The organism is Xanthomonas sp. 3075, from assembly GCF_014197275.1.
Taxonomy (GTDB): domain Bacteria; phylum Pseudomonadota; class Gammaproteobacteria; order Xanthomonadales; family Xanthomonadaceae; genus Xanthomonas; species Xanthomonas campestris_B.
Genome location: NZ_JACIFI010000001.1, coordinates 292,493 through 315,896, shown reverse-complemented (window position 1 = coordinate 315,896; position 23,404 = coordinate 292,493). Strand labels below are relative to the sequence as shown.

The following is a 23,404-nucleotide window of genomic DNA, read 5'->3' as shown; positions in this document are numbered from 1 at the left end:
TGTGCTTCCGGCCCAGCGGCCATCACTGATTGCGATCAACCGGCAGGCGGCTGATCGCAACGCAGTATTGATGCGCCTCAGTAAGATTTCTTCTTGCGCTTGGGCGGCTGCGCGCGCGGCGGCAGCGGAGCCTCGGACGTATCGTCCCGATCCTCGGCCAGACGGAAGTCGATCTTGCGCTCTTCCATGCTGGCCTTGAGCACCAGCACGCGCACCGGATCGCCCAGCCGGAACGCGCGACCACGGCGCTCGCCGCTGAGCGTCTTGCGGATCGGATCGAACTGGTAGTAGTCCTGCGGCAACTGGGTGACGTGCACCAGGCCGTTGACCTTGGACTGGGTCAACTCCACGAACAGGCCGAAGCCGGTCACGCCGCTTATCACACCATCGAACTGGCCGCCGACATGCTTTTCCATCCACGCGGCGCGATAACGCTCATCGACCTCGCGTTCGGCTTCGTCGGCACGCCGACCACGCTCGGAACACTGCAGCGACAACGCGGCCATCTGACGCGGGGTGTAGATGTATTTTTCCGGGGAGGCGCCGGTCAACGCATGCTTGATCGCGCGATGCACCAGCAGGTCCGGGTAACGCCGGATCGGCGAGGTGAAGTGCGCATACGCCTCCAACGCCAGGCCGAAGTGGCCGTTGTTGTCGGGCGAATACACCGCCAGGCTCTGGCTGCGCAGCAGCACCGATTCCAGCAACGCCGCATCGGGGCGCGCACGCACCTTCTTCAGCAACTTGGTGTAATCGCCGGGACGCACCTTGCTCCACGCCGGCAGGCTCAACTGGAATTCCTTGAGGAACTCCAGCAGGTCTTCGAACTTGCTCTCCGGCGGCCGCTCGTGCACGCGGTACGGCGCCGGCACATGCATGCTCAGCAGATAACGCGCGGCCTCGACATTGGCAGCGATCATGCATTCTTCGATCAGCTTGTGCGCATCGTTGCGCACCAGCATGCCGGCCTGGGTGACCTCGCCGGTGTTGTCGAGCACGAAGCGCACTTCGGAGGTTTCGAATTCGATCGCGCCGCGATGCGTGCGCGCCTTCGACAACACGTTGTACAGCTGATGCAGGCGCTGCACCTGCGGCAGCAACGGGCCGATAAACGCCTTGGTATCGGCATCGTCTTCGCCGACCGCCTTCCAGACCTGGTTATAGGTCAGGCGCGCGTGCGAGTTCATCACCGCTTCGTAAAAACGCGAGCCGGTCACTTCGCCATCGCGTCCTACCTGCATGTCGCAGACGAAACACATGCGATCGACCTTGGGCATCAGCGAGCAGATGCCGTTGGACAGGGTCTCCGGCAACATCGGCACCACGAAACCCGGGAAATACACCGAGGTGGCACGCTTCTGCGCTTCGTCGTCCAGCGGCGTGCCGGGACGCACATAGTTGGACACGTCGGCGATCGCCACCACCAGACGGAAGCCGTCTGCGTTGGGTTCGCAATACACCGCGTCGTCGAAATCCTTGGCGTCTTCGCCATCGATGGTGACCAGCGGCATCTGCCGCAGATCCACGCGCCCGCCGATCATCTGCGGCTCGACCACCAACGGCACTGCCGCGGCTTCGTCCAGCACTTCCTGCGGGAATTCGTGCGGCAGTTCGTGGCCGTGGATGGCCATTTCCACCACCAGCGACGGGGTCAGCTTGTCGCCGAGCACCGCGATGATCTTGCCGATCGCCGGGCGGCGCGCATCCGGTGGCGCGATCAGTTCGCACACCACCAGCTGCCCCTCGCGTGCGTCGCCGATGCCGTCCGGTGCGATCTGCACGTTGCGTTGCACGCGCTTGTCGTCCGGGTCGACATAGGCCACGCCATGTTCGTAGAAGAAGCGCCCGAGCATGCGCGACATGCGGCGTTCGAGCACGCGGGCGATCGCGCCTTCGCGACGACCGCGACGGTCGATGCCGGTGACGTTGGCCAGCGCACGATCGCCGTGCATGACCTTGCGCATTTCGTACGGCGGCAGGAACAGGTCGTCGCCGCCTTCGTCCGGCTTGAGGAAGCCGAAGCCTTCCGGGTTGGCGATCACCACACCGGCGATCAGGCTGGTCTGCTGCACCGGCGCGTAGCCGCCGCGACGGTTCTGCACCAGCTGTGCTTCGCGCACCATCGCCGCCAGGCGCTTGCCCAGCGCATCGATGCGGTCGCTGAGATTGAGTTGTTCGGCGATTTCCTCGGCGGTCTGCGGGCCGTCGCAGGCGTCGAGCAGCTGCAGGATGGCTTCGCGGCTGGCGATCGGCTCGGCGTAACGCAGCGCTTCGCGATCGGCATGCGGATCCTTGAACTCCGCCGTCGGCGCAGACACTTCCGTCGCCGGCGCGGCCACTTCCGTCGGCGCGTGCTGAAGGCGTTCCGGCGGCGGCGCAGGCGGACCGCTCTTGCGTGGATGCGGCGCGCGTGGTGCCGGCGCCGTGGGCAGCGCGGGCGCTACCGGCAGTTCGGGCGAGGCGTTGGCGGCCTTGTCGGCAGCGCGTTTATTTGCGGACTTGGTCGACGCGCCAGCGGCGGCGCGGACCAGGAAGTCCGGCATCCAGCCCGGCAACTTCTGTTTTTCGGCGGTGGTGGACTCGCCCGGGCTGGTGGATTTGCGGCGACTGGGCCGATCGGAATCTGGGGTGTTTTTCTTTGTCATTGCTTACATGGTACCCCTTGCGGCCGCCACATGGGCAGCAAGGCTCGCCCAACCGGTTGCAATTGCGATTCGACAGGCATTGACAAGCCCACCGGGAGGCTGCAAAATTCGCGGCTCACCTGCCCAGGTGGCGGAATTGGTAGACGCACTAGCTTCAGGTGCTAGCGGGGGCAACTTCGTGGAGGTTCGAGTCCTCTTCTGGGCACCAGTTTAAAAAGACCTCCGAGCGATCGGGGGTCTTCTGGTATCTGGGGTCTGGAAATCTTCAACGGCCGTGGGTACTCGCGTTGCTGGAACGGTGGATGGATCGGGCAGACGAAGCACCCGTCAGATGACGCCAGCCTTCGGTCATCGCGCAACGGAATATCACCACGCACGACAGCAGCGCCCCACGTGACGCCACTGCCCTATCACCTTCGCGGCGGACGCGCTTATGGCCGGGCAGCGATCCCTGCCTGGCGTAGCGCCTGTGCCCAGACGGCGTAACCGGCCTCGCTGGGATGGGTGCCGTCGGGCATCAGCGCCTCGGGCAATGTGCCGTCGGGCTGCAGCAACTGCTTGCCGATATCGACCAGGCGCACCGATGGATCCTTGCCATAACGCGCCATCAACAGCCGGTTTGTCTCGGCAATCGGTGCGCGCTGCGCATCGTCGGCATGGCGGCCGCGCGGCATGATCGCCATCAGGATCAGCTTGCTATTGGGCAGGCGGCGACGCACCTCGCTCACCACTGCCTCCACGCCCAGCGCGGTCTCGGCTGGCGTGCTGGCGCGCGATTGCGCGGTGCCGGTGAGATTGTTGGTGCCGATATGCAGCACCACCCACTGCGGGTCCAGACCGTCGAGCTCCCCCTGACGGATGCGCCACAGCACATTCTGGGTGCGATCCCAGCCGAAGCCCAGATTCAGTACCGGGCGTGCGCCGTAGAGCCACTGCCAGGATTGCGCACCGCTGACGCGGGTGGCCAGCGGCAGGCCGGCCCAGAAGTGGGTGATCGAATCGCCAATCATCACCACCTCCGGCTTCAGCGCACGCGCAGCGGCCAGCGCTGCATGGTGACGGGCGTACCAGTCGTAGGAATCCTGTTCCAGCCAATCGACCGGCAACAAGGACGTCGCAAAATCGCGGCCGAGCTCGGCCACCGGCTTGGCCGGCGGCTCGCCCAGCAACCGCGCCAGGGTCGGCTCGATCGCTTCGGCCAGCATGCGCTGGCCTCGCGTGTCCGGATGCAAGGCACCGGCTGGCGGACGGAGACGGGTGTCGTAGAACAGCTCGGTGCGCAGCTTGCCGCCGCGAAAGAAGATCGAACCGACATCCAGATAGGTCACGCGCGGATTGTCGCCGTAGCGCACCGCCAGGCCCTGATTGATCTGCGCATCGCGGCGCGACTTCTCTGCGGAAATCGCGCTGGGCAGCACGCCGAGCAACAGAATGTGCGTCCGTGGCAGTTTCTGCTCGATCGCCGCGACCACCGCATCGATCCCGAGCTGGGCCTGCTCTGCGGTCTGGCCAAGATGGCCGGTGTTGTTGGTGCCGATCAGTACCAGCGCAACCTTGGGTTGCAGGCCATCGACCTCGCCATTGGCCAGCCGCCACAGCAGGTTTTCGGTGCCGTCGCCACTGAAACCCAGGTTGAGCGCGCCGCGGCTACCGTAGAAGGCCTGCCAGGTCGGCTGGAAGTCTTCGTCCGGCGCCTTGGCCTGTTCGTAGTTCTGGGTGATCGAATCGCCGATCAACAGCAATGGCGTATCGGCATGTTGTTTCACCTGTTCCAGCACCTGCGCGTGGCGCTGTGCCCACCATGTCTCCTGCAAGCGGTCGGTCGGCACGATCGAAGGTGGCGGAGTCTGCGCGAGCGCGGGCAGCGTCAGCAGGCACAGCCAGATGGGCAGGCCGGTCACGACAAGTCGCCGGCCGAGGCTACGAAACAGGAAGGGGAACAGGATCATGCGCGGCCGGAAGGAGCGGAAGACCCCCGATTGTGGGCTGCACTGTTGGCGCGTCACAAGCTGATCCGAGACAGGCGCCCTCACCCTGTCCAGCTGGCGGAGGCAGGAATCACGATGCAACGACACACCCACACCCTTCTCCCGCCTGCGGGAGGAGGTGGCGCGCAGCGTCGGATGAGGGCGCTCTGTATGTATGTAGGTGCCGCCCCATCCGCCCTTCGGGCACCTTCCCCGCAGGCGGGGGAAGGAAGATGATCTCCGAGACGCCTTCGAGCAGGCGCCGTCATGGAGCTCACTGCTCCCGGCGTCGCCGAGCATGTTTCAGCAGAACGCTTGTGCGGCAAATCCTCAGCGCAGTCCGGTCTCGGCGCGCGCAATCACCAGGCGCTGGATCTCCGAGGTACCTTCGTAGATCTCGGTGATCTTGGCGTCGCGGAAGTAGCGCTCCAGCGGCATTTCCTTGGAATAGCCCATGCCGCCGTGGATCTGCACCGCCTGGTGGGTGATCCACATCGCCGCTTCCGAGGCGGTGAGCTTGGCCACGGCCGCTTCGGTGCCGAACGGCTGCCCCTGCCCCTTCAACCAGGCCGCACGCAGCGTCAGCAGCAGCGCGGCATCCAGCTTGCACTTCATGTCGGCGATCTTGGCCTGGGTCATCTGGAACGTGCCGATCGCCGCGCCGAACGCCTTGCGCTCCTTCACGTACGCAAGCGTTGCTTCATAAGCGGCGCGCGCGATGCCGACCGCCTGCGAGGCGATGCCGATGCGTCCGGCATCGAGCACGCTCATCGCGGTCTTGAAACCCTGGCCTTCCACGCCCAGCACCTCATCGGGCTGCGCGATGTAGTCGGCGAACTCGATCTCGCAGGTGGCCGATGCGCGGATGCCGAGCTTGGGCTCGGTCTTGCCACGATGGAAGCCGGGCTTGTCGGTATCGACCATGAACGCGGTGATGCCGCGCGAACCCTTGTCCGGCTCGGTCACTGCAAACAGCACGATGTACTTGGCGACCGGGCCGGAGGTAATCCAGCTCTTCTTGCCGTTGATCACGAAGCTGCCATCGGCTTGTTTTACCGCGCGGCAACGCATCGCCGAGGCGTCGGAACCGGACTGAGGTTCGGTCAACGCAAACGCACCGATCTGCGTGCCCTCCGCGATCGCGCGCACATACAGCTGCTTCTGCGCTTCGCTACCGTTCTTGAGGATGCCGGTGCAGAACAGCGAGTTGTTGACCGACATGATGGTGGAATGCGCGCCATCGGCGGCGGCGATTTCGATCATCGCCAACGCGTAGCTGATCGGGTCCATGCCGGCGCCACCGTACTCGGCCGGCACTTCGATGCCCATCAGGCCGTTTTCGCCGAGCAGCTGGATGTTCTCCAGCGGGAACTCGCCGCTGCGATCGAACCGCTCCGCACTGGGGGCGATCTTTTCCTGGGCGATGCGGCGCGCCACATCCTGGATCATCAATTGTTCTTCGGTAAAGCTGAAATCCACGTCGCATCCCTCCAGGCCTAGGCTGAGCGCCCATTGTAGCCACAACCATTCGCATGCGTATGTAGTTGACCCCACACCCGGCCGGGCCGAAAATATCTCCATATCGCGATATAGAGATATTCATGGATCTGGAAGACTGGTCGGCGCGCCTGAAGGTGTTTGCCGACGCCACCCGCGTCCGCCTGCTGACCTTGCTGGAGCAGGAAGAACTCACCGTGGCCGAGCTGTCGGCGATCACCCGTCTGGCGCAGCCGCGCGTGTCCACGCATCTGGCCAAGCTCAAGGAGGCCGGGCTGGTGCGCGACCGCCGCGCCGGCGTGTCGGCCTACTACCGCTTCGATGAAGTGTCGCTGGACCCGGCGCAGCGCGCCTTGTGGCTGGCACTGAGCACCGGCAGCGACGATCCGCTGCTGCGCCAGGACGCCGAGCGCGTGGCCGCCGTGCTGGCGAATCGCGCCGCCGACCAGAACTGGGCCGATTCGGTGGCCGGCGACATGGAACGGCACTACTCCCCGGGGCGCACCTGGGAAGCGCTGGCACGCACCGCGCTGCCCCTGCTGGAAACCGGCGACGTGCTCGACATCGCCTCCGGCGATGGCGTGCTGGCCGAACTGGTGGCGCCGCACGCCACCCGCTACATCTGCATCGACACCAGTGCACGCGTGGTCGCCGCTGCCAGCGAGCGTTTGCGCAAACTGCGCAACGTGGAAGTGCGCGAAGGCGACATGCATGCACTGCCGTTCCCCGACGCCAGCTTCGACCTGGTGGTGCTGATGCACGCGCTCACCTATGCCGCCAAGCCGGCGCAGGCGGTGGCCGAATCGGCGCGTGTGCTGCGCCCCGGCGGCCGGCTGCTGCTGTGCAGCCTGGCCAAACACGAACATCGCGCGGCAGTGCATGCCTATGGCCACGTCAATCTCGGCTTTGCGGCCAAGGAATTGCGCAAGTTCGCCGAGAAGGCCGGGCTGGAGGTGTCCAGCCTGGAGACGGTGACACGCGAGAAGCGCCCGCCGCATTTCGAAGTGATTTCGTTGATTGCGATGAAGCCGGGAATCGGAAGTCGAGAATCGGGAATCGTTGAAAGCAAGAGCAACGCGCCGCGGAGAACCAACGCATGACACATCTGCCAATCCCCCCTGCCGAATCCTCCATCCCGTTCACGCTGCCATGGCTGCACCCAGAGCGCGCGGCCAAGCTCACCGCCGCGCTGCGCGAACGCATCCTCATCATCGACGGTGCGATGGGCACCATGATCCAGCGCCATGACCTGCAGGAGCCCGATTACCGCGGCACCCGTTTTGCCGACGGCTACGACAGCGCGCATGTGCATGGCCCCGGCTGCGATCACGCCCACGCCCCGGAAGGCCACGACCTGAAGGGCAACAACGATCTGCTGCTGCTGTCGCGCCCGGAGATCATCGCCGGCATCCATCGCGCCTATCTGGATGCCGGTGCGGATTTACTGGAAACCAATACCTTCAACGCGACCTCGGTGAGCCAGGCCGACTATCACCTGGAACATCTGGTCTACGAATTGAACAAGGCCGGCGCACAGGTCGCGCGTGCATGCTGCGATGAAGTCGAAGCGCTGACGCCGCACAAACCGCGCTTTGTGATCGGCGTGCTCGGCCCCACCAGCCGTACCGCCTCGATCAGCCCGGACGTCAACGACCCCGGCTACCGCAACACCAGCTTCGACGCCTTGCGCGAGACCTATCGCGAGGCCATCGACGGCCTGATCGACGGCGGCGCCGACACCTTGATGGTGGAAACCATCTTCGACACGCTCAACGCCAAGGCCGCGCTGTATGCGATCGAAGAAGTCTTCGAAGCACGCGGCGGGCGCTTGCCGGTGATGATTTCCGGCACCATCACCGATGCGTCCGGCCGCACCCTGTCCGGGCAGACCGCCGAGGCGTTCTATGCCTCGGTCGCGCACGGACGTCCGCTGTCGGTGGGACTGAACTGCGCACTGGGTGCCAAGGACTTGCGCCCGCATGTGGAAACGCTGTCGCAGATCGCCGACGCTTACGTCAGCGCGCATCCGAATGCCGGCCTGCCGAATGCCTTTGGCGAGTACGACGAAACACCGGAGGAAATGGCCGAGACCTTGCGCGAATTTGCCCAGTCCGGCTTGTTGAATCTGGTCGGCGGTTGCTGCGGCACATCGCCGGACCACATCCGCGCAATTGCCGAAGCGGTAGCGGATCTGCCGCCGCGGCAGTTGCCGGGTGCGCAGGAGCTGGCGGCGTGATGCAGTACGTTGGCCCTCATCCGGCGCTGCGCGCCACCTTCTCCCGCACGCGGGAGAAGGTGCCCGAAGGGCGGATGAGGGCCATCGCGATCCGCGCCCTGCCGACCGCCAATCATCATCGTCTCGCCTGGACATTCGCCACGTCCGACGCCCACCAGAGCATCGTATGAGCACTCCCCGCCACACCCGCCTGTCCGGCCTGGAACCGCTGGTCATCACCCCAGACCTGCTATTCGTCAACGTGGGCGAGCGCACCAACGTCACCGGCAGCGCGCAGTTCCGCAAGCTGATCAAGGAAGAGCGCTACGAAGAGGCGGTGGAAGTGGCGCGCCAGCAGGTCGCCAACGGTGCGCAGATCCTCGACGTCAACATGGACGAGGGCCTGATCGATTCGGAAAAGGCGATGACGCGCTTTCTCAATCTGATCATGTCAGAGCCCGATATCGCGCGCATTCCGGTGATGGTGGATTCGTCCAAGTGGAGCGTGATCGAAGCCGGCCTGAAGTGCCTGCAAGGCAAGAGCGTGGTCAATTCGATCTCGCTCAAGGAAGGCGAAGCGCAATTCATCGAGCAGGCGCGCAAGGTCTTGCGTTACGGCGCCGCTGCGGTGGTGATGGCCTTCGATGAAGTGGGCCAGGCCGATACCTGCGCGCGCAAGGTCGAAATCTGCACGCGCGCCTACAAGTTGCTGACCGAGCAGGTGGGCTTTCCGCCGGAAGACATCATCTTCGACCCGAACATCTTTGCCGTCGCCACCGGCATCGAAGAGCACGACAACTACGCAGTGGACTTCATCGAAGCCACCCGCGAGATCAAGCGCACCCTGCCGCATTGCCATATCTCCGGTGGCGTTTCCAACGTGTCGTTCTCGTTCCGCGGCAACGAGATGGTGCGCCAGGCGATCCACTCGGTGTTCCTGTTCCATGCGATCAAGGCCGGCATGGACATGGGCATCGTCAACGCCGGCGGCATGCCGATCTACGACGAGCTGGACCCGGAACTGCGTGAGCGCGTCGAGGATGTGATCCTCAACCGCCGCAAGGACGGCACCGAGCGGCTGCTGGAAATCGCCGAACGTTACAAGGGCAGCAAGAGCGCGGCGAAAGTCGAAGACCTCGCCTGGCGCGACAAACCGGTACGTGCGCGTCTGGCGCATGCGCTGGTGCACGGCATCGATGCATTCGTGGAAATCGATACCGAAGAAGCGCGTCAGCAATCCACGCGTCCACTGGATGTGATCGAAGGCCCGCTGATGGATGGCATGAACGTGGTCGGCGACCTGTTCGGCGCCGGCAAGATGTTCCTGCCGCAGGTGGTCAAGTCCGCACGCGTGATGAAGAAAGCGGTGGCGTACCTGTTCCCCTTCATCGAAGCGGAAAAACTGCGCACCGGCGATGTCGGCAAGTCCAACGGCAAGATCATCATTGCCACGGTCAAGGGCGACGTCCACGACATCGGCAAGAACATCGTCGGCGTGGTGCTGGCGTGCAACAACTTCGATGTGGTGGACCTGGGCGTGATGGTGTCCGCGCAGGTGATCCTGGACCGTGCGCGCGCGGAAAATGCGGATCTGATCGGGCTGTCCGGCTTGATCACGCCGTCGCTGGAAGAGATGTCGCATGTTGCACGCGAGATGCAGCGACAAGGTTTCGAGATTCCGCTGTTGATCGGTGGCGCCACCACTTCGCGTGCGCACACCGCATTGAAGATCGACCCGCATTACACCTCGCCCACCGTCTGGGTGAAGGACGCCTCGCGTGCGGTGGGCGTTGCGCAATCGTTGATCTCGCGCGACTTGCGCCAGGCCTTCGTGGCCGCCAACGATGCCGACTACGCAGAGATCCGCGCGCGTCACCGCAACCGCGGCGATGCCAAGCGTCTGGTCTCGCTGGAAAAGGCACGCGCCCAGCGTTTCGACGGCGATTGGGACAACTACACACCGCCCACCCCGCGCCAGCCGGGCCTGCATGTGTTCGACGACTATCCGCTACAGGAGTTGATCGAGCTGATCGACTGGACCCCGTTCTTCCAGGCCTGGGAACTGGCCGGCAAGTTTCCGGCAATCCTCAGCGACGAAGTGGTCGGCACCCAGGCCAGCGAGTTGTATCGCGATGCACGCAAGATGCTGCGCACGATCGTCGCCGAAAAATGGTTGACCGCGAAGGCCGTGTTTGGGCTATGGCCGGCCAATAGTGTGGGCGATGATGTTGTGTTGCTCAACGAGCCTGCGGAATCGGGAATCGGGAATCGGGAATCGCAAAGCGATCCATCAGCGCCTGACCATTCCCGATTCTCCATTCCCCATTCCCTGCACTTCCTGCGCCAACAGGTCGACAAACCCATCGACCGCCCCGACTTCTGCCTGGCCGACTTCATCGCGCCCAGGAGCTGCGGCAAGCAGGACTGGATCGGTGCGTTCGCAGTCACCGCCGGCATCGGTATCGACCCGCATGTGGCGCGTTTTGAAGCCGCGCACGACGACTACAACTCCATCTTGCTCAAGGCGCTCGCAGACCGTCTGGCCGAAGCACTTGCCGAGCGTTTGCATCAGCGTGTGCGTACCGAGTTCTGGGGGTACATCGAAGGCGAGGGATTGGACAACGAGGCACTGATCGCCGAGCGCTATCGCGGCATCCGTCCTGCACCCGGCTACCCTGCATGCCCGGAACACAGCGAAAAACGCACCTTGTTCGACCTGCTCGATGCCGAGCGCCACACCACGATGACGCTGACCGAAAGCTTCGCGATGCTGCCTACCGCAGCGGTGTCGGGTTATTACTTCAGCCATCCCAAGAGCCAGTATTTCGTAGTCGGGCGAGTTGGCAAGGAACAGGCAGCCGATTACGCCAAACGCAAGGGCATCACACTGGCGCTGGCCGAACGCTGGTTGGCATCGAATCTGGATTACGACCCGGAGTGAGGGCAGCTGATCTGCCGCCTGGATGCTCTGCCGCCTGGCTGCAGGGCCCTTGCCCGCCCAGCGTCGCGGGACACGCTGCAAGTACGTCCTTGTAAGCGCTTACGCGGCATCCATGCCGCGTAAGGTCCAGCGACGCTTGGCGGGCAAGGACCAGTCGAGATGGTCGGCATGCATGGGTTTAAACACAGCAACCAGCGGAGTCTCTGCTGCGGTGTCCTCGCCGCTTGCGGGACCGTGTGGCGGCATGGATGCCGCCACCGAGCCTCCAGGGATGGATTCACGGCGTGTCCCGCCAGCGGTGAGGACATCGCGCCCTCGACCAACCAGGCTTCTGACCTCAACGTCTGACTGCAGCTAAACGAAGACTCCGAATCGATATCTCGGCGTCTTGACGTCATTGAAAGGTCGGCACACCTCACCGACCGTGTCGCATCACGCAGCCGGCCGCAACACGTTCAAGACCTCGTAGCACGCACCCATGGTGTGGTAATCGGTCTTGCCGGCGGGGCTCTTCTCGTCGCTGTACTTGCGGTTGTCCGCATCCAGGATGCGATACCACGCGCCATAGCGATGGTCGATCATATGCTTCCAGGAGTAATCCCAGAGCTTGTCGTACCACTGCCAATAGCGCTCCTCGCCGCTGCGCTGGGCCAGCAACGCCGCCGCCGCCAACGACTCGGCCTGCACCCAGAAATACTTGTCGTCGTCGCAGACCTTGCCTTCAGGATCGAAGCCGTAATACAGCCCGCCACGCTGCGCATCCCACGAACGCGCCACTGCCACATCGAACAGATGTTGCGCGGTCGGCAGCAACCAATCGGCAGGTGCATAGCGATCCAGCAACATCAGCAATTTGGCCCATTCGGTCTGGTGACCCGGCTGAAAGCCCCAGGGGCGGAACAGGTGTTTGGGATTGTCGCGGTTGTAGTCCCAGTCGATGTTCCACTGCAGATCGTAGTGCTCCCAGACCAGGCCATCGGCCTTGGCTGCCTGCCGCCGGGTCATGGTGTCGGCCAGCGACAGGGCGCGGTCCAGATAACGTTGCTCGCCGCTGGCTTCATACGCAGCGATCATCGCCTCGCACATGTGCATGTTGGCGTTCTGGCCGCGGTAGCTGGTGAAGTTGAACTGCGCATCGGCTTCGTCGCGGTACAGCCCGAATTCCGGCTCCCAGAAATGTTTTTCCAGCAGCTGCCAGGTCTCGTCCATCCATGCGCGCGCTTCATCGACACCGGCCTTCAGGCCGCACGAATACGCCAGCAACACGAAGGCCACGCCGTAGCAGTGATTCATGTCGTCTTCGACCACACCATCACGCAAGGTCCATGCATAGCCGCCGGTGGCCGCATTGCGATGCACGTTGCGCAGATAGTCCAGGCCGTGACGCACCGCCTGCAGATAGTCGGCATTGCCGAATTCGCGGTAGGCCATCGCGTAATTGAAGACAAAGCGTGTACTGCTGACCAGGTGCCGGTGCCCGGCATCGTAGATCGAACCGTCGTCGCGGAAATACTGGAAAAACCCGCCCGCCGGATCGATCGCGCGCGGGTGGTAGAACGCCATGGTGTCGGCAATATGCTGACGCAGCACGTCGGCCGAACGGAAATCGGGTGCAGGGGTCGCAGCTAAACGGCTCATGGTTGTTCCTGGATCAAGGAATGGACTTCATCGACACTGGGCATCGCCGCAAACGCGCCTTTGCGCGTCACCGCCAGCGCACCGACTGCGGCAGCAAAACGGATCACCTCGCCGATCGCACCGGTATCGCCGCACAGCTGCTCCAGCGTGGTCGCACGCGCGGCCAGCTGGAACAGCAAGCCGCCGACGAATGCATCGCCGGCTGCGGTGCTATCGCGCACCTGCACGCGGAACGCCGGCAGCTGGCCGGAGTCGGTACGCGTCTGCCAATGCACCGGCCCGCCACCATCGGTGACCAGCAACCAGCTGGCCTTGCCCTGCCACAGCTTTTGGGTGACCGCGCTAGCATCGCCATCGAGCGTGCCGGCCAGGTAATCGAGTTCTTCGCGCGAGAGCTTGACCACATCGGCCAACGCCAGCGCTTCCCACAGCAGCGGCGCAGGATCCACATCCTGCGGCCACAACATCGGGCGCAGGTTCAAATCCAGGCTGACGATCGCGCCATCGGCGCGCGCGCGGCGCATGCCGTCGAGCGTGCACTGCGCGATTGCGGGCTCGGTCATGCTGTTGGAGCACACATGCAGCACGGCGGCCTGTTTGAAGCCGTCGGCGGCGAAGTGCTCGGGACGGAACAACAGATCCGCTGCCGGCGGGCGGTAGAAACTGAAGCTGCGCTCGCCCGCCTCGTCCAAGGCAACGAAGGCCAGCGCGGTCTTGGCCTGATCGGTACGCACGATGCCATCGGTCACCACGCCCGCCTGTTGCAGACTCTGCAGCAGAAAGTCGCCAAACATGTCGCGCCCGAGCATACCGACAAAATGCGCTGCACCGCCCAGCTTTGCCACCGCCACGGCGACATTGGCCGGCGCGCCGCCGGCATATTGCGCAAAGGTGCGCGCCTCGTGCGGACCCTCCGCCGGCAACGCCAGCATGTCGATCAAGGCCTCGCCGAAGCACACCACCTGGTTTCTGACGGCACTCATGCGCGCACCTCCGCCAGGGCACCGCGCAGACGTGAGCCCCAGATGCCGTAGAACACGATATACAGGTAGCACAGCAGCGGCAGCACGAACGACTCATGCAGGCCGATGCTGTCGGCCAGCAGGCCTTGCAGATACGGCACGATGGCGCCGCCGACAATGGCCATGATCAACAGACTCGATGCGCGACCGGTCAGCGGACCAAGGCGTTCAATGCCCAAGGTAAAGATGGTCGGGAACATGATCGAGTTGAACAATCCGATCGCCACCAGCGCATACACCGCCACCATGCCGCCACTGAGCATGGTCGCCCCCAACAGCAGCACGTTGATCGCAGCGAAGACCGACAGCAACACGCGCGGCGACAGCTTGGCCAGCAAGGCCGAGCCGATGAAGCGGCCGATCATCGCCAGTGTCCAGTACGCCGACACGTAGTTGGTCGCCTCACGCTCGGTGAAGCCACCGATCTGCGGCAGCGAGAAGTAATTGACCATCAGGCTGCCGATCGCCACTTCCGCGCCGACATAGAAGAAGATCGCCAGCACGCCAAAGCGCACATGTGGATGACGCAAGGCATCGAGCAAGGAATGCTTGCTTTCATCCTTCTGCGCGCCTGCGTCGGTCAGCGCCGGCAGACGGAACAAAAAGACGAAGATCGCCAGCAAGAACAGCACGATGCCCAGACCGATGTACGGCCCCTGCACTGCCTGGGCCTCCTGCACGCGATAGGCCAGTTGCTCGGCTTGCGGCAGCACCTTGAGTTGATCGCTACTCATCACGGTGTTGGACAGGATCAGCCAGCCACCGAACAGCGGCGCGATCGCGGTGCCCAGCGAATTGAGCGCCTGCGCCAGGGTCAGACGGCTGGAGGCACTGCGCTCGGGACCGAGCAATGCCACGTACGGATTGGCCGCCACCTGCAAGATGGTGATGCCGGTGGCCAGCACGAACAACGCACCGAGGAACGCTCCGTAGACGCGCAGCTCCGCGGCCGGCCAGAAGCCCAGCGCGCCCACCGCGGCCACTGCCAGACCGGCAACGATGCCCTGCTTGTAGCCCAGCCTCGCCACCAGCCAGCCGGCCGGCAACGACATCAAAAAGTACGCGCCGAAGAAGGTGAACTGCACCAGCATCGCCTGCGCGAAGTTGAGCTCGAACACCGCCTTCAGATGCGGAATCAGGATGTCGTTGAGGCAGGTGAGAAAGCCCCACATGAAGAAGATCGTGGTGGCGACCGACAACGCGACGCCGTTGTTGACGGGCGCCTTGTTGCCGCTTGGCACAGTGGATTGCGTGGAAAGGGAAACCATAGGAATTGCCTGGTCAGCGGCCTGAGGCCTTGGTGGGGGAATGCACGGGAGAATCGTTGGAAGACTGCAGCAAAGGTCCGCAGCCTGGCGCGAATGCGCTGCTGGCGCGGATCTTCAATTCGACCGCGGCGGTCAGCCGCTGCGATGCAAGCTCGGGGCTGCCGATCCGCTGCAACACCAACTGCGCGGCCTGCCGGCCACGCGCACGCGGATCTGCAGCCAAGGTGGTCAACGCCGGGGTATACAACACCGCTTCGGCGATATCGTCGAAGCCGGTCACCGCAAAGTCGCGGCCCGGCACGATGCCATGCATCGTCAAGGCGGCCATCAGGCCCAACGCGACGCTGTCGTTGTAGCAAACCGCCGCAGTGGCGCCGACGTGATCGGCGCTGCCGAGCATGCGTTCGGCGCACAGTGCGGCGTCCTGCCGATTGGGCGCAGATTCGACGTAGTGCACGGCCAGGCCGGCGTCGGTCATCGCGCGCGCGTAACCGGCACGGCGTTGGCGGCAGGAACTGGATTGGGCATGTCCGCCGAAAAACACGATGCGCCGGTGCCCTTGTGCAATCAGATGCGCGCAGGCCAGCAACGCGCCCTGCTCGTTGTCCAGGGCCAGCAGATCCCAATGCGCGCCCTCCACTTCACGATTGAACAGCACCACGTTGTGTTGACGTCCCAGCACCTGCGTCAGCGCCTGCGCCTGGCTGCCTTCGGCCGGCGACAGGATGATGCCGGCGGGCGTGTGTTCCATCAGCGAGGTCAGCACCGCCTGCTGCCGCTGCGTCGATTCGCCGGTGCTGCCGAGCAGGGTCACGTAGCCGGCTGCCCCCAATGCCTCGTCGACGCCTGCCGCGAATTCGGCGAAGAACGGATTGGACAGATCGTTGATGACCAACGCGATGCTGGACGAGGTGCGGCGGCGCAGATTGGCGGCGGCGCGGTTGTAGACGTAATTCTGGCGATCCAGCTCGGCCTGCACGCGCGCGCGCGTGGTCGCATGCACCAGCGGGCTGCCGCGCAGCACCAACGACACCGTCGCGCGGGAAACGCCAATGGCTAGCGCGATATCACGCAAGGTCACCGCACCACGACGGACGCGGCGCGCATCGTCGTCATGCCCAACCGAAGCCGTCGGCTTTGCAGGCGTCACGTTGCGGGCCTTGCGGTAAGAAAAGGGCGCATGCATCTAACGTTGATTGGATCGATCCAATTAGGCCTTTTCCCCGCAATCAATGCATGCGGCAGTGCAACATGACGGCCTTCGCAGATCGCTGGCATTCATCTAAAGGCTGGCAGTCAACTCTGCAGGCCTGCTCACACAGCACGTAAAGATGTCACGCCGACATGTGCTCCAAAGCAACCGCGCCTTGGGTCGGAAAAAGACACCGCGTTTCAGGACACTGATCGCGTCAAAGACCCACCAGGCAGATACCGATTTCCCGGCGATCGAACGTCGCCGCAAGCGCAGCACCCACGTCGGAGACGATGCAATGCAATCACGTCTGCAGCAGTGCGACAGGCGCGGCGTGCCGCTTCGCTCATTGAAACGCAATCGACAACCCGATCCCGCCCTGCCAATCCGGACTTTCCGAGGTCAGTCCGCGCAGCAGCGAAACGTCCAGTTGCATTGCGTGCGGCAGCTGCCAGGCACCGCCTGCACCGGCCACGCGCGAATGCTCGCTGCCGGTGTCCACGCCTGCTTCCACATAGCTACTGAAATGTTCGCCAGAAAAGAAGGTGTAGTTGGGTGAGAACGTCCAGGTGTGTCCGGTGTCGTCGCGTGCGTAGTTGACGTACACCGCCAGTGCGCGCGCTTGCGCCAGATCCCAGGACGCGGTCACGCCCACCTCGCGTGCATAGCCGTCGCTGAACGCGCGGCTGCCGGTCGGGAGGCTGTAGGTGCCCAGTGCGGCCCAGTGGAAACTGTCCGAGCGCGACGGCAATGCCACCTTCACTCCGACCTGGCTATCGCCGCCGCCATGCACACGCCTGCCGCCACCATGTTGCCAGTTGTAGCTGTCGCTCCCCACCTGCAGTTCCACGTTCCGGGACACGCCAAGACGCAGCATCGTATCGGCGCTGTACTGGGTGATCCGCTGACCGTCGCTGCGGTCGGTACTCGCATCCGGCAGGCCCTGCTCCCAGGCAAACACGCCGGGCTGCAGCGTTTCGGCAGCGAACGGAATGCCAGGGCGATCGAACGCCGGTGCATCCTCGCTCTGCGCTGCCGCCGGCCGGCTGGCCACGCACAGCGCGAACGCCAATCCGGCCGATGCCAGACGCCCCGGATGCAGGCGTGAAGCACGAGGCATCGTCAGAAGCGCGACTGCACCGGCACGGGACTGCAGGGAATTGGAGGACATGGACATAGACGGCACCATCGGCAAAAAGTGAGCAGCGACGCAGCCGGCAACACGCGCCCCTACGTCAACCAATAACGGCGTGCATGGTGGCGCGCGTGCCGTGACCGGCCCGTGCATCTCCCACCACGCGCATGGATCATGGAGCAGGCGATGCAGGCGCGGGCAAATTGCGCAGATGCACGGTAAAACCCGGCAGCAGCACACGGTTGCCATAACCGCTCAAGTGATCGGCATCGAAGAACAGCGGCCGACCCTGCTGCGTCGGCGCGCACAGCTGCGCATCGCACAACAGCGGCAGCGGATCCCAGATGCTGGCGCCTTGCAGTCCAGCCGCAATACGCTGCAGCCCGTCGAGGGCCGGCGCGCGATAGTCCTCCATCGTCTTGCGCTCGATCTGCATGCCGTTGGCGCAGATCGCGTTGCCGCGATTGAACCAGTCCGAGCAGCGATACGGCGGCGCCATAAGGACCGGTTTGGGCGCCTCCAGCACGATCAGCACGCCACGCGCCTGCACGGGCGTCAACAACGCGATCGTCCCGGCCACCATCGCATCGCGTTCGTGCTGTGCCTGTTCGCTCTGCAATATGGCGATATTGCGGTGCAGATCGAACACCACATCCTGCTCGGCCAGGCGCGGCACGCGCAGGCCAGGCAGAAACAGTACATCGCCCGGCCGCGCTCTGGCAGCCACATCCTCCAGCGCCGGACGCACAAACGCATCGCAACCTGCCGACAGCCCCCCCGGCTGCATCGATGCGACCGAACACCCGGCCACCCCATACACGCGCACGCTGCCGCCTTCCATCACCGCAAAGCGACGCAACAGCTCGTTGTAAGCAAGCGCATGCGAGTCGCCCATCACGAACACCTGCCGCTGACTGGCGGCAGGCCGCGCGCACTGTCCGCGCGCGAAGATCCGCACCGGCTGCCCGGCCACAGACGCATTGCTCGCAACCAGACGACAGTCCGGCAGCTCCTTGCGCAAGCCGCGCGCGTACGCATACCAGTCCAGCGGATGACGACTGACCGTACTCAACGACGTATAGGGCGCCAACTTGATCACTGCCGACTGCACGCCAGCGGCCAGCACCAAGGCGCCGATACCGACCATCACCACGCGCATGTTCGACCAGCCGCCCAGGCGCCGCGTGCGCCACAGCAGTTCCACCCAGCGATACGACGCCGCTGCGCATGCAAACGTCAGCACCAGTGCCAGCAGCTTGGCGCCCGACGTCTCCAGCCCGATGGTCCAGCGCAGCACCACCAGCACCGGCCAATGCCACAGGTACAACGAGTACGAAATGCGCCCGATCGCGACCACCGGCGTGGCGGAGAATACGCGCCCCACCCAGCCGTCGGCATGGCGATGCAGCAACGCCAACAACGCCACCGTGCCCAGTACCGGCCACAGACCGTCGCTCCACGGCGAGTGGCCGGGACGTGCGTTCCACAAGCCGTTGCCGATGCTTGCCAGGGCCAACAGCAACAGCACCGCGCGTAGCGGCGCAGGCACCCCGATGCCTGCGGCAAACAGATTGCGCCCATCGCGACCGCGCAGCAACGTCATCAGCTGGTACAACAACACCCCGGCACCCAACTGCCAGAAGCGCGCGGTGGTCAGATAGAACGACGTGACCTCATGTCCGGGCACATGCGTGCGTTGCCACGCATATCCCAACGACGCTGCGCTGGCGAGCACGAACACACCCAGCGACCAGGCGCGCCCGGCACCACCACGCATCCAGGCCAGAAACATCCACGGAAACAGCAGATAGAACTGCTCTTCCACGCCCAGCGACCAGCTCTGGGTGTATGGATTGAATTCGGCACGCGGCGAGAAATAATCCTGCCCGACACTGGCCAGCACCCAGTTGCTCAACCCGAACACCGCCATGCGGCCGGTTTTCGTGCTGGCTTCGCTCAGCCACGACTCGGGAATGAACAACGTCGAAAACAGCGCGGTAGTCACCAGGCAGGCCAGCAACGCCGGTGCGATCCGCCGCAGGCGGCGCGCGTAGAACCGCGTCAGCTCGGCAGCGAACGAGATGCGCGGCAGCCGATCCACCGACGCACTGACCACAAACCCGGAGATGACGAAGAACACGTCCACGCCAGTGAAGCCACCGGGCAACCAGCTCGCATCCAGGTGATAGGCGATGACCGATAGTACGGCCAGCGCGCGCAAGCCATCGATATGGGCAAAGTAACCAGTCCCTGAAACCGAGCGCGTCATCCTGATCCTCGAAAAATCGGTGCTTTGAATCTGCGTGAGCGGCGATACGCCGCCGGCAGACGCAGCTGGCATGGACCACGGCCGGCCCCGCGATGCAGCGAGAACGTATCGCTGCGGATCCAGCGCATCACGCTGGCGGCCGCGCAGCCGTTGTGTGGCCCTTTCAACAGATGGGCACCCATCGGGTGCCCAGGTGCCAACATGGTTGCGTCGTGCGGCGTTACCAGACCAGGTCGTCTGGCACCTGGTACTGGGGGTCGGCGTAAGGGTCCTCACCCGCTGGCGCGTTTGGATCCACCTTCAATGCCACCGAGGGTGCGAACACCGCTTCGGCCTCCGCCAATACCTCGGCGGTGACCAACAGATAGCGACCATTGAGCTGCAACACACCGAGCTCACCGGCGTTGAGCGCCTTGAGCTGCTCGGCAGTCACGTAGATACGCTTGATCTTGCCGCCATACGGAAAATGCCTGGCAATCTCCGCGTCGGCATGATTCAACCCCTTGTCCTTGAGCAGTTCTTCGAGCTTGGCCTTGGCTTCGCGACGCAGGCGTGCTTCTTCCTGCTTCAGCCGCTCGGCTTCGATGCGCTCGTCCTTCTCGCGTTGTGCGCGAATCGCATAGGCCTTGGCCAGATCGATATCTTCGCGCGTGCGTGCGGGCCTGGGGCCGCGTCGGTCGGCATTGGGATGCTGCGGAGGTGGAGCAGCTGCAGGCTTGCCATCGTTGCGACGATCGGGCCTGCCATCGCTTTTGCGCTCGCCCTTGCCGTCGGTTGCCGCAGCGGCGTGCGGCCGCTGCGGCCCCCTGCCCTGGCCGCCCGGCTTGTTGCCGCCGGGCGCAGGCCTGCCACCGTTGCCATGGTGACGCGCGCCGGGCCGGGCGTCGGGTTTGCGTTCGGGCTTGGGGGCGGACTTGAAGCCCAACCCAAGCAGCTGGTCACGTAAGGTATCGCTCATGGCGGTGGCAATCTGCAATCAATAATGCGGAGGCGGCGGTTCATCCGCTGCATCGGCAAACAACGTGGAGCGCACCTTGCCCAGATCCTCGAGCAGGTGGCGGATCAGTTCGGCATTGCGGGCGCCCGTCAAACGGGCGTCCGCAAGTGCTTCACTCAGTTCATTGAGCGCCTGTTCCTGAAAGGACAGGCGCGTTTCCAGTTCCACCAACCGCGCGTCCAGTTCCTGGTCGCGCGGTGAGAGTTGCTCATGCATGCAACGAACGGCCTCGTCCGATGGCGTAGTAGGCCAGACCTGCGGCTTCGATCTCCTGCGGGTCGTACAGGTTGCGGCCGTCGAACACGACGTCGTCCTTCAAGGCCTGCTTGATCTTGCCGAAATCCGGGCTGCGGAACTGCTTCCACTCGGTGACTACGACCAGGGCGTCGGCACCTTCCAGCGCAGCGAATGCGTCGTCGCAGAAGGTCAGGTCGTCGCGCTCGCCGAAGATGCGCTTGGCTTCGTGGGTCGCTTCCGGGTCGTAGGCACGCACGGTGGCACCGGCGTCCCACAACTGCTCCATCAAACGGCGGCTGGAGGCGGCACGCATGTCGTCGGTATTGGGCTTGAACGCAAGGCCCCACACCGCGAAGGTCTTGCCAGCGATGCTGCCGGTTCCTTCGGCGCCGTAGTGGCGCTGCACCAGTTCGAACAAGTGACCCTTCTGCGCGTTGTTGACGCTCTCCACCGCGTTGAGCAGGGTTGGCTGCATGCCGTACTGCTCGGCGGTCTTGGCCAGCGCCTGCACGTCCTTGGGGAAGCACGAGCCGCCATAACCGGCGCCTGGGTAGATGAAGTGCCAGCCGATGCGCGGGTCGGAACCGATCCCGTTACGCACGTGCTCGACGTCCGCACCGACACGCTCGGCAATATTGGCGATCTCGTTCATGAAACTGATCTTGGTCGCCAGCATCGCGTTGGCCGCGTACTTGGTCAGCTCGGCCGAGCGCACGTCCATTTCCACGATGCGGTCGCGGTTGCGGTTGAACGGCGCATACAGACGGCGCATGCGCGCGATGGCCGCCGGCTTCTTGGCACCGATCACGATGCGATCCGGACGCATGCAGTCGGCCACGGCGTCGCCTTCCTTGAGGAACTCGGGGTTGGAGACGACGTCGAACTCGTGGTCCACGCCGCGTGCGTCCAGCTCTTCCTGGATCGCCACGCGCACCTTGTCGGCAGTGCCGACCGGCACGGTGGACTTGTTGACGACCACCGACGGGCCGTCGATATGACGACCGACGGTCCGCGCAACCGCCAGCACGTACTGCAGGTCGGCACTGCCGTCCTCGTCCGGCGGCGTGCCCACGGCGATGAAGGTAATTTCGCCGTGCGCGATCGCCTCTGCAGCGTCGGTGGTGAAGCGCAACCGGCCAGAGGCGTGGTTGGCTTTCACCATCGGCTCCAGGCCGGGTTCATAGATGGGAATCACCCCACGATTGAGACCATCAACTTTCGCCTGGTCGATATCCACGCAGATAACGTGATGACCTACTTCCGCCAGACAGGTACCGGTGACAAGACCAACATAGCCGGTACCAAAGATCGCAACTCGCATGGGTGGGGGTACTCCTGTGGGGGATCAGGGAAGGATACCCATCAGTTCGACATCAAACGTCAACGTTGCGTCAGGTCCGATCGGCCCACCCTGTGTGCCGTTCGGGCCGTAGGCCAGGTTGGATGGGATCCAGAAACGATATTTCGAACCGACCGGCATCAATGCGACGCCCTCGGTCCAACCGGGAATGACTTGATCCAGGCCGAATTCGGCCGGCTGGCCGCGCTGGTAGGAACTATCGAACACCTGCCCGTCGAGCAGCTTGCCCTCGTAGTTCACGCGCACCTTGTTGGTTCGCATCGGGCGCTCGCCGCTGCCCTGGCGCAGCACCATGTACTGCAGGCCCGACGCGGTGGTGATCACGCCCTTCTCGGTCTTGTTCTTGGCCAGGAAGGCATTGCCTTGCTCGCGATTCTTGGCGCCCACCGCACCTTGCTTGGCAGAGGCGAACGCCTGCATGGTGGCGGCGGCTTCCTGCTGGGTCAGACGCGTGGTGCCCTTGGCGAACACGGTGCGCACGGCCTCCATCAGGATCGACAGATCGATCTCGTCCTTGATGCCGGCCAGCGACGGACCGACCGCGCGGTCGCCGAGCATCAGGCCAACGTTTTCCTTGGACGGCGCGGCCGGCGCGCTTCCCGGTGCCATGCCCGGAACCGGCTGGCCATTGCGGGCCGCCAGCGCCGTGCGCAAGGCGGTATCGGTCGCCTGGGTCTGTTCGTCGGACAGCAGCGGCTTGCCACCCTTGAATGCATTCTCGATGGCGCGCTGCATTGCGCTCAGGTCGATGTCCTGGGCAATCGGCTCGAACGAACGCGCCACGTCCATGCCGATGGCGTAGCTGACGTTCTCGCGCGTGCTCTTCTCAGACGATGCATTCAAAACTGGCTTCTCCTTGGTGGCCGCTGCGGCCGGTTGCTGCGACATCGCCGGCATCGACGCCGACAGTGCCACCATCAGTAGCGACGCCGCCGCGCCGCGCTTTCCCATCTTCATTCGATGCACTTCCCGAAAGTGAAAAGACACGCCACCGATGGCGCTGAACAGGCATTGTCGCATG

The 23,404-nt window shown here is 64.2% G+C and carries 17 protein-coding genes and 1 tRNA gene; 5 read left to right on the top strand and 13 right to left on the bottom strand.

The genetic code is table 11. From position 1 onward, the window contains the following. Window positions 1-77: 77 nt before the first annotated feature. Window positions 78-2,645 (bottom strand): ribonuclease R, encoded by a 2,568-nt coding sequence (gene rnr, locus GGR62_RS01395; RefSeq protein ID WP_184406160.1) that lies wholly within the window; start codon window positions 2,643-2,645, stop codon window positions 78-80. Window positions 2,646-2,766: 121 nt separating this feature from the next. Here rnr and GGR62_RS01390 point away from each other — a divergent pair. Next, a tRNA-Leu gene (locus tag GGR62_RS01390) sits at window positions 2,767-2,853 on the top strand. A 223-nt stretch (window positions 2,854-3,076) separates the two neighbouring features. Here GGR62_RS01390 and GGR62_RS01385 read toward each other — a convergent pair. Continuing rightward, entirely contained in the window at window positions 3,077-4,594 is a 1,518-nt protein-coding gene (locus tag GGR62_RS01385; protein ID WP_260305290.1) for a platelet-activating factor acetylhydrolase IB subunit, read from the bottom strand. Between the two features lie 348 nt (window positions 4,595-4,942). After that, a complete protein-coding gene (locus GGR62_RS01380) occupies window positions 4,943-6,061 on the bottom strand; it encodes an acyl-CoA dehydrogenase family protein (protein WP_260305336.1) in 1,119 nt (372 codons plus the stop codon). Window positions 6,062-6,213: 152 nt separating this feature from the next. Here GGR62_RS01380 and GGR62_RS01375 point away from each other — a divergent pair, with 152 nt between their 5' ends. Genes GGR62_RS01375 through metH form a run of 4 tightly spaced genes read left to right on the top strand, consistent with a single transcriptional unit; the run spans window position 6,214 to window position 11,265 of the window. Beyond that, window positions 6,214-7,209 carry a metalloregulator ArsR/SmtB family transcription factor gene (locus tag GGR62_RS01375; RefSeq protein WP_184406156.1) on the top strand — a complete coding sequence of 332 codons (996 nt, stop codon included), beginning with the start codon at window positions 6,214-6,216 and terminating at the stop codon, window positions 7,207-7,209. Further along, a complete protein-coding gene (locus GGR62_RS01370) occupies window positions 7,206-8,345 on the top strand; it encodes a homocysteine S-methyltransferase family protein (RefSeq protein ID WP_184406154.1) in 1,140 nt (379 codons plus the stop codon). The genes GGR62_RS01375 and GGR62_RS01370 overlap by 4 nt, the downstream gene beginning before the upstream one ends. Further along, window positions 8,342-8,515 (top strand): hypothetical protein, encoded by a 174-nt coding sequence (locus GGR62_RS01365; RefSeq protein WP_184406153.1) that lies wholly within the window; start codon window positions 8,342-8,344, stop codon window positions 8,513-8,515. The genes GGR62_RS01370 and GGR62_RS01365 overlap by 4 nt, the downstream gene beginning before the upstream one ends. Continuing rightward, window positions 8,512-11,265 (top strand): methionine synthase, encoded by a 2,754-nt coding sequence (gene metH / locus GGR62_RS01360; protein ID WP_184406151.1) that lies wholly within the window; start codon window positions 8,512-8,514, stop codon window positions 11,263-11,265. The genes GGR62_RS01365 and metH overlap by 4 nt, the downstream gene beginning before the upstream one ends. Window positions 11,266-11,697: 432 nt before the next feature. Here metH and GGR62_RS01355 read toward each other — a convergent pair whose 3' ends face one another. The 10 genes from GGR62_RS01355 to GGR62_RS01310 form a co-directional block, all read right to left on the bottom strand. Further along, window positions 11,698-12,903, bottom strand: coding sequence for an AGE family epimerase/isomerase (locus tag GGR62_RS01355; RefSeq protein WP_184406150.1), 1,206 nt, complete (start codon window positions 12,901-12,903; stop codon window positions 11,698-11,700). Next, window positions 12,900-13,886 (bottom strand): carbohydrate kinase, encoded by a 987-nt coding sequence (locus GGR62_RS01350; RefSeq protein WP_184406149.1) that lies wholly within the window; start codon window positions 13,884-13,886, stop codon window positions 12,900-12,902. The genes GGR62_RS01355 and GGR62_RS01350 overlap by 4 nt, the downstream gene beginning before the upstream one ends. Then, window positions 13,883-15,193, bottom strand: a complete 1,311-nt coding sequence (fucP, locus tag GGR62_RS01345) for an L-fucose:H+ symporter permease (RefSeq protein ID WP_184406148.1) — start codon at window positions 15,191-15,193, stop codon at window positions 13,883-13,885. Before fucP ends, GGR62_RS01350 begins: the two co-directional genes overlap by 4 nt. Before the next feature lie 13 nt (window positions 15,194-15,206). Continuing rightward, window positions 15,207-16,379, bottom strand: coding sequence for a LacI family DNA-binding transcriptional regulator (locus GGR62_RS01340; protein WP_184406147.1), 1,173 nt, complete (start codon window positions 16,377-16,379; stop codon window positions 15,207-15,209). A gap of 352 nt (window positions 16,380-16,731) precedes the next feature. Beyond that, a complete protein-coding gene (locus GGR62_RS01335; protein WP_184406146.1) occupies window positions 16,732-17,574 on the bottom strand; it encodes a transporter in 843 nt (280 codons plus the stop codon). A gap of 118 nt (window positions 17,575-17,692) precedes the next feature. After that, on the bottom strand, window positions 17,693-19,789 hold the full coding sequence (locus GGR62_RS01330; protein ID WP_184406145.1) for an acyltransferase family protein: 2,097 nt from the start codon (window positions 19,787-19,789) through the stop codon (window positions 17,693-17,695). 220 nt (window positions 19,790-20,009) lie between these two features. After that, window positions 20,010-20,747 (bottom strand): DUF2058 family protein, encoded by a 738-nt coding sequence (locus tag GGR62_RS01325; RefSeq protein ID WP_326520225.1) that lies wholly within the window; start codon window positions 20,745-20,747, stop codon window positions 20,010-20,012. Window positions 20,748-20,765: 18 nt separating this feature from the next. Beyond that, the gene (locus GGR62_RS01320) at window positions 20,766-21,002 is read right to left on the bottom strand and encodes a SlyX family protein (protein WP_024939344.1); all 237 of its coding nucleotides are present in this window, start codon (window positions 21,000-21,002) and stop codon (window positions 20,766-20,768) included. Beyond that, a complete protein-coding gene (locus GGR62_RS01315; protein ID WP_184406143.1) occupies window positions 20,995-22,344 on the bottom strand; it encodes a UDP-glucose/GDP-mannose dehydrogenase family protein in 1,350 nt (449 codons plus the stop codon). Before GGR62_RS01315 ends, GGR62_RS01320 begins: the two co-directional genes overlap by 8 nt. A gap of 24 nt (window positions 22,345-22,368) precedes the next feature. Then, window positions 22,369-23,340, bottom strand: coding sequence for an FKBP-type peptidyl-prolyl cis-trans isomerase (locus tag GGR62_RS01310; RefSeq protein ID WP_184406142.1), 972 nt, complete (start codon window positions 23,338-23,340; stop codon window positions 22,369-22,371). Between the last annotated feature and the right edge of the window lie 64 nt (window positions 23,341-23,404).

Excerpts from the sequence above, each read along its gene's own strand:
- rnr (WP_184406160.1), bottom strand. The coding sequence starts at position 2,645 with ATGACAAAGAAAAACACCCCAGATTCCGATCGGCCCAGTCGCCGCAAA.
- GGR62_RS01385 (WP_260305290.1), bottom strand. The coding sequence starts at position 4,594 with ATGATCCTGTTCCCCTTCCTGTTTCGTAGCCTCGGCCGGCGACTTGTC.
- GGR62_RS01380 (WP_260305336.1), bottom strand. The coding sequence starts at position 6,061 with ATGATCCAGGATGTGGCGCGCCGCATCGCCCAGGAAAAGATCGCCCCC.
- GGR62_RS01375 (WP_184406156.1), top strand. The coding sequence starts at position 6,214 with ATGGATCTGGAAGACTGGTCGGCGCGCCTGAAGGTGTTTGCCGACGCC.
- GGR62_RS01370 (WP_184406154.1), top strand. The coding sequence starts at position 7,206 with ATGACACATCTGCCAATCCCCCCTGCCGAATCCTCCATCCCGTTCACG.
- metH (WP_184406151.1), top strand. The coding sequence starts at position 8,512 with ATGAGCACTCCCCGCCACACCCGCCTGTCCGGCCTGGAACCGCTGGTC.
- GGR62_RS01355 (WP_184406150.1), bottom strand. The coding sequence starts at position 12,903 with ATGAGCCGTTTAGCTGCGACCCCTGCACCCGATTTCCGTTCGGCCGAC.
- GGR62_RS01350 (WP_184406149.1), bottom strand. The coding sequence starts at position 13,886 with ATGAGTGCCGTCAGAAACCAGGTGGTGTGCTTCGGCGAGGCCTTGATC.
- fucP (WP_184406148.1), bottom strand. The coding sequence starts at position 15,193 with ATGGTTTCCCTTTCCACGCAATCCACTGTGCCAAGCGGCAACAAGGCG.
- GGR62_RS01340 (WP_184406147.1), bottom strand. The coding sequence starts at position 16,379 with ATGCATGCGCCCTTTTCTTACCGCAAGGCCCGCAACGTGACGCCTGCA.
- GGR62_RS01335 (WP_184406146.1), bottom strand. The coding sequence starts at position 17,574 with ATGGTGCCGTCTATGTCCATGTCCTCCAATTCCCTGCAGTCCCGTGCC.
- GGR62_RS01330 (WP_184406145.1), bottom strand. The coding sequence starts at position 19,789 with ATGACGCGCTCGGTTTCAGGGACTGGTTACTTTGCCCATATCGATGGC.
- GGR62_RS01325 (WP_326520225.1), bottom strand. The coding sequence starts at position 20,747 with ATGAGCGATACCTTACGTGACCAGCTGCTTGGGTTGGGCTTCAAGTCC.
- GGR62_RS01320 (WP_024939344.1), bottom strand. The coding sequence starts at position 21,002 with ATGCATGAGCAACTCTCACCGCGCGACCAGGAACTGGACGCGCGGTTG.
- GGR62_RS01315 (WP_184406143.1), bottom strand. The coding sequence starts at position 22,344 with ATGCGAGTTGCGATCTTTGGTACCGGCTATGTTGGTCTTGTCACCGGT.
- GGR62_RS01310 (WP_184406142.1), bottom strand. The coding sequence starts at position 23,340 with ATGAAGATGGGAAAGCGCGGCGCGGCGGCGTCGCTACTGATGGTGGCA.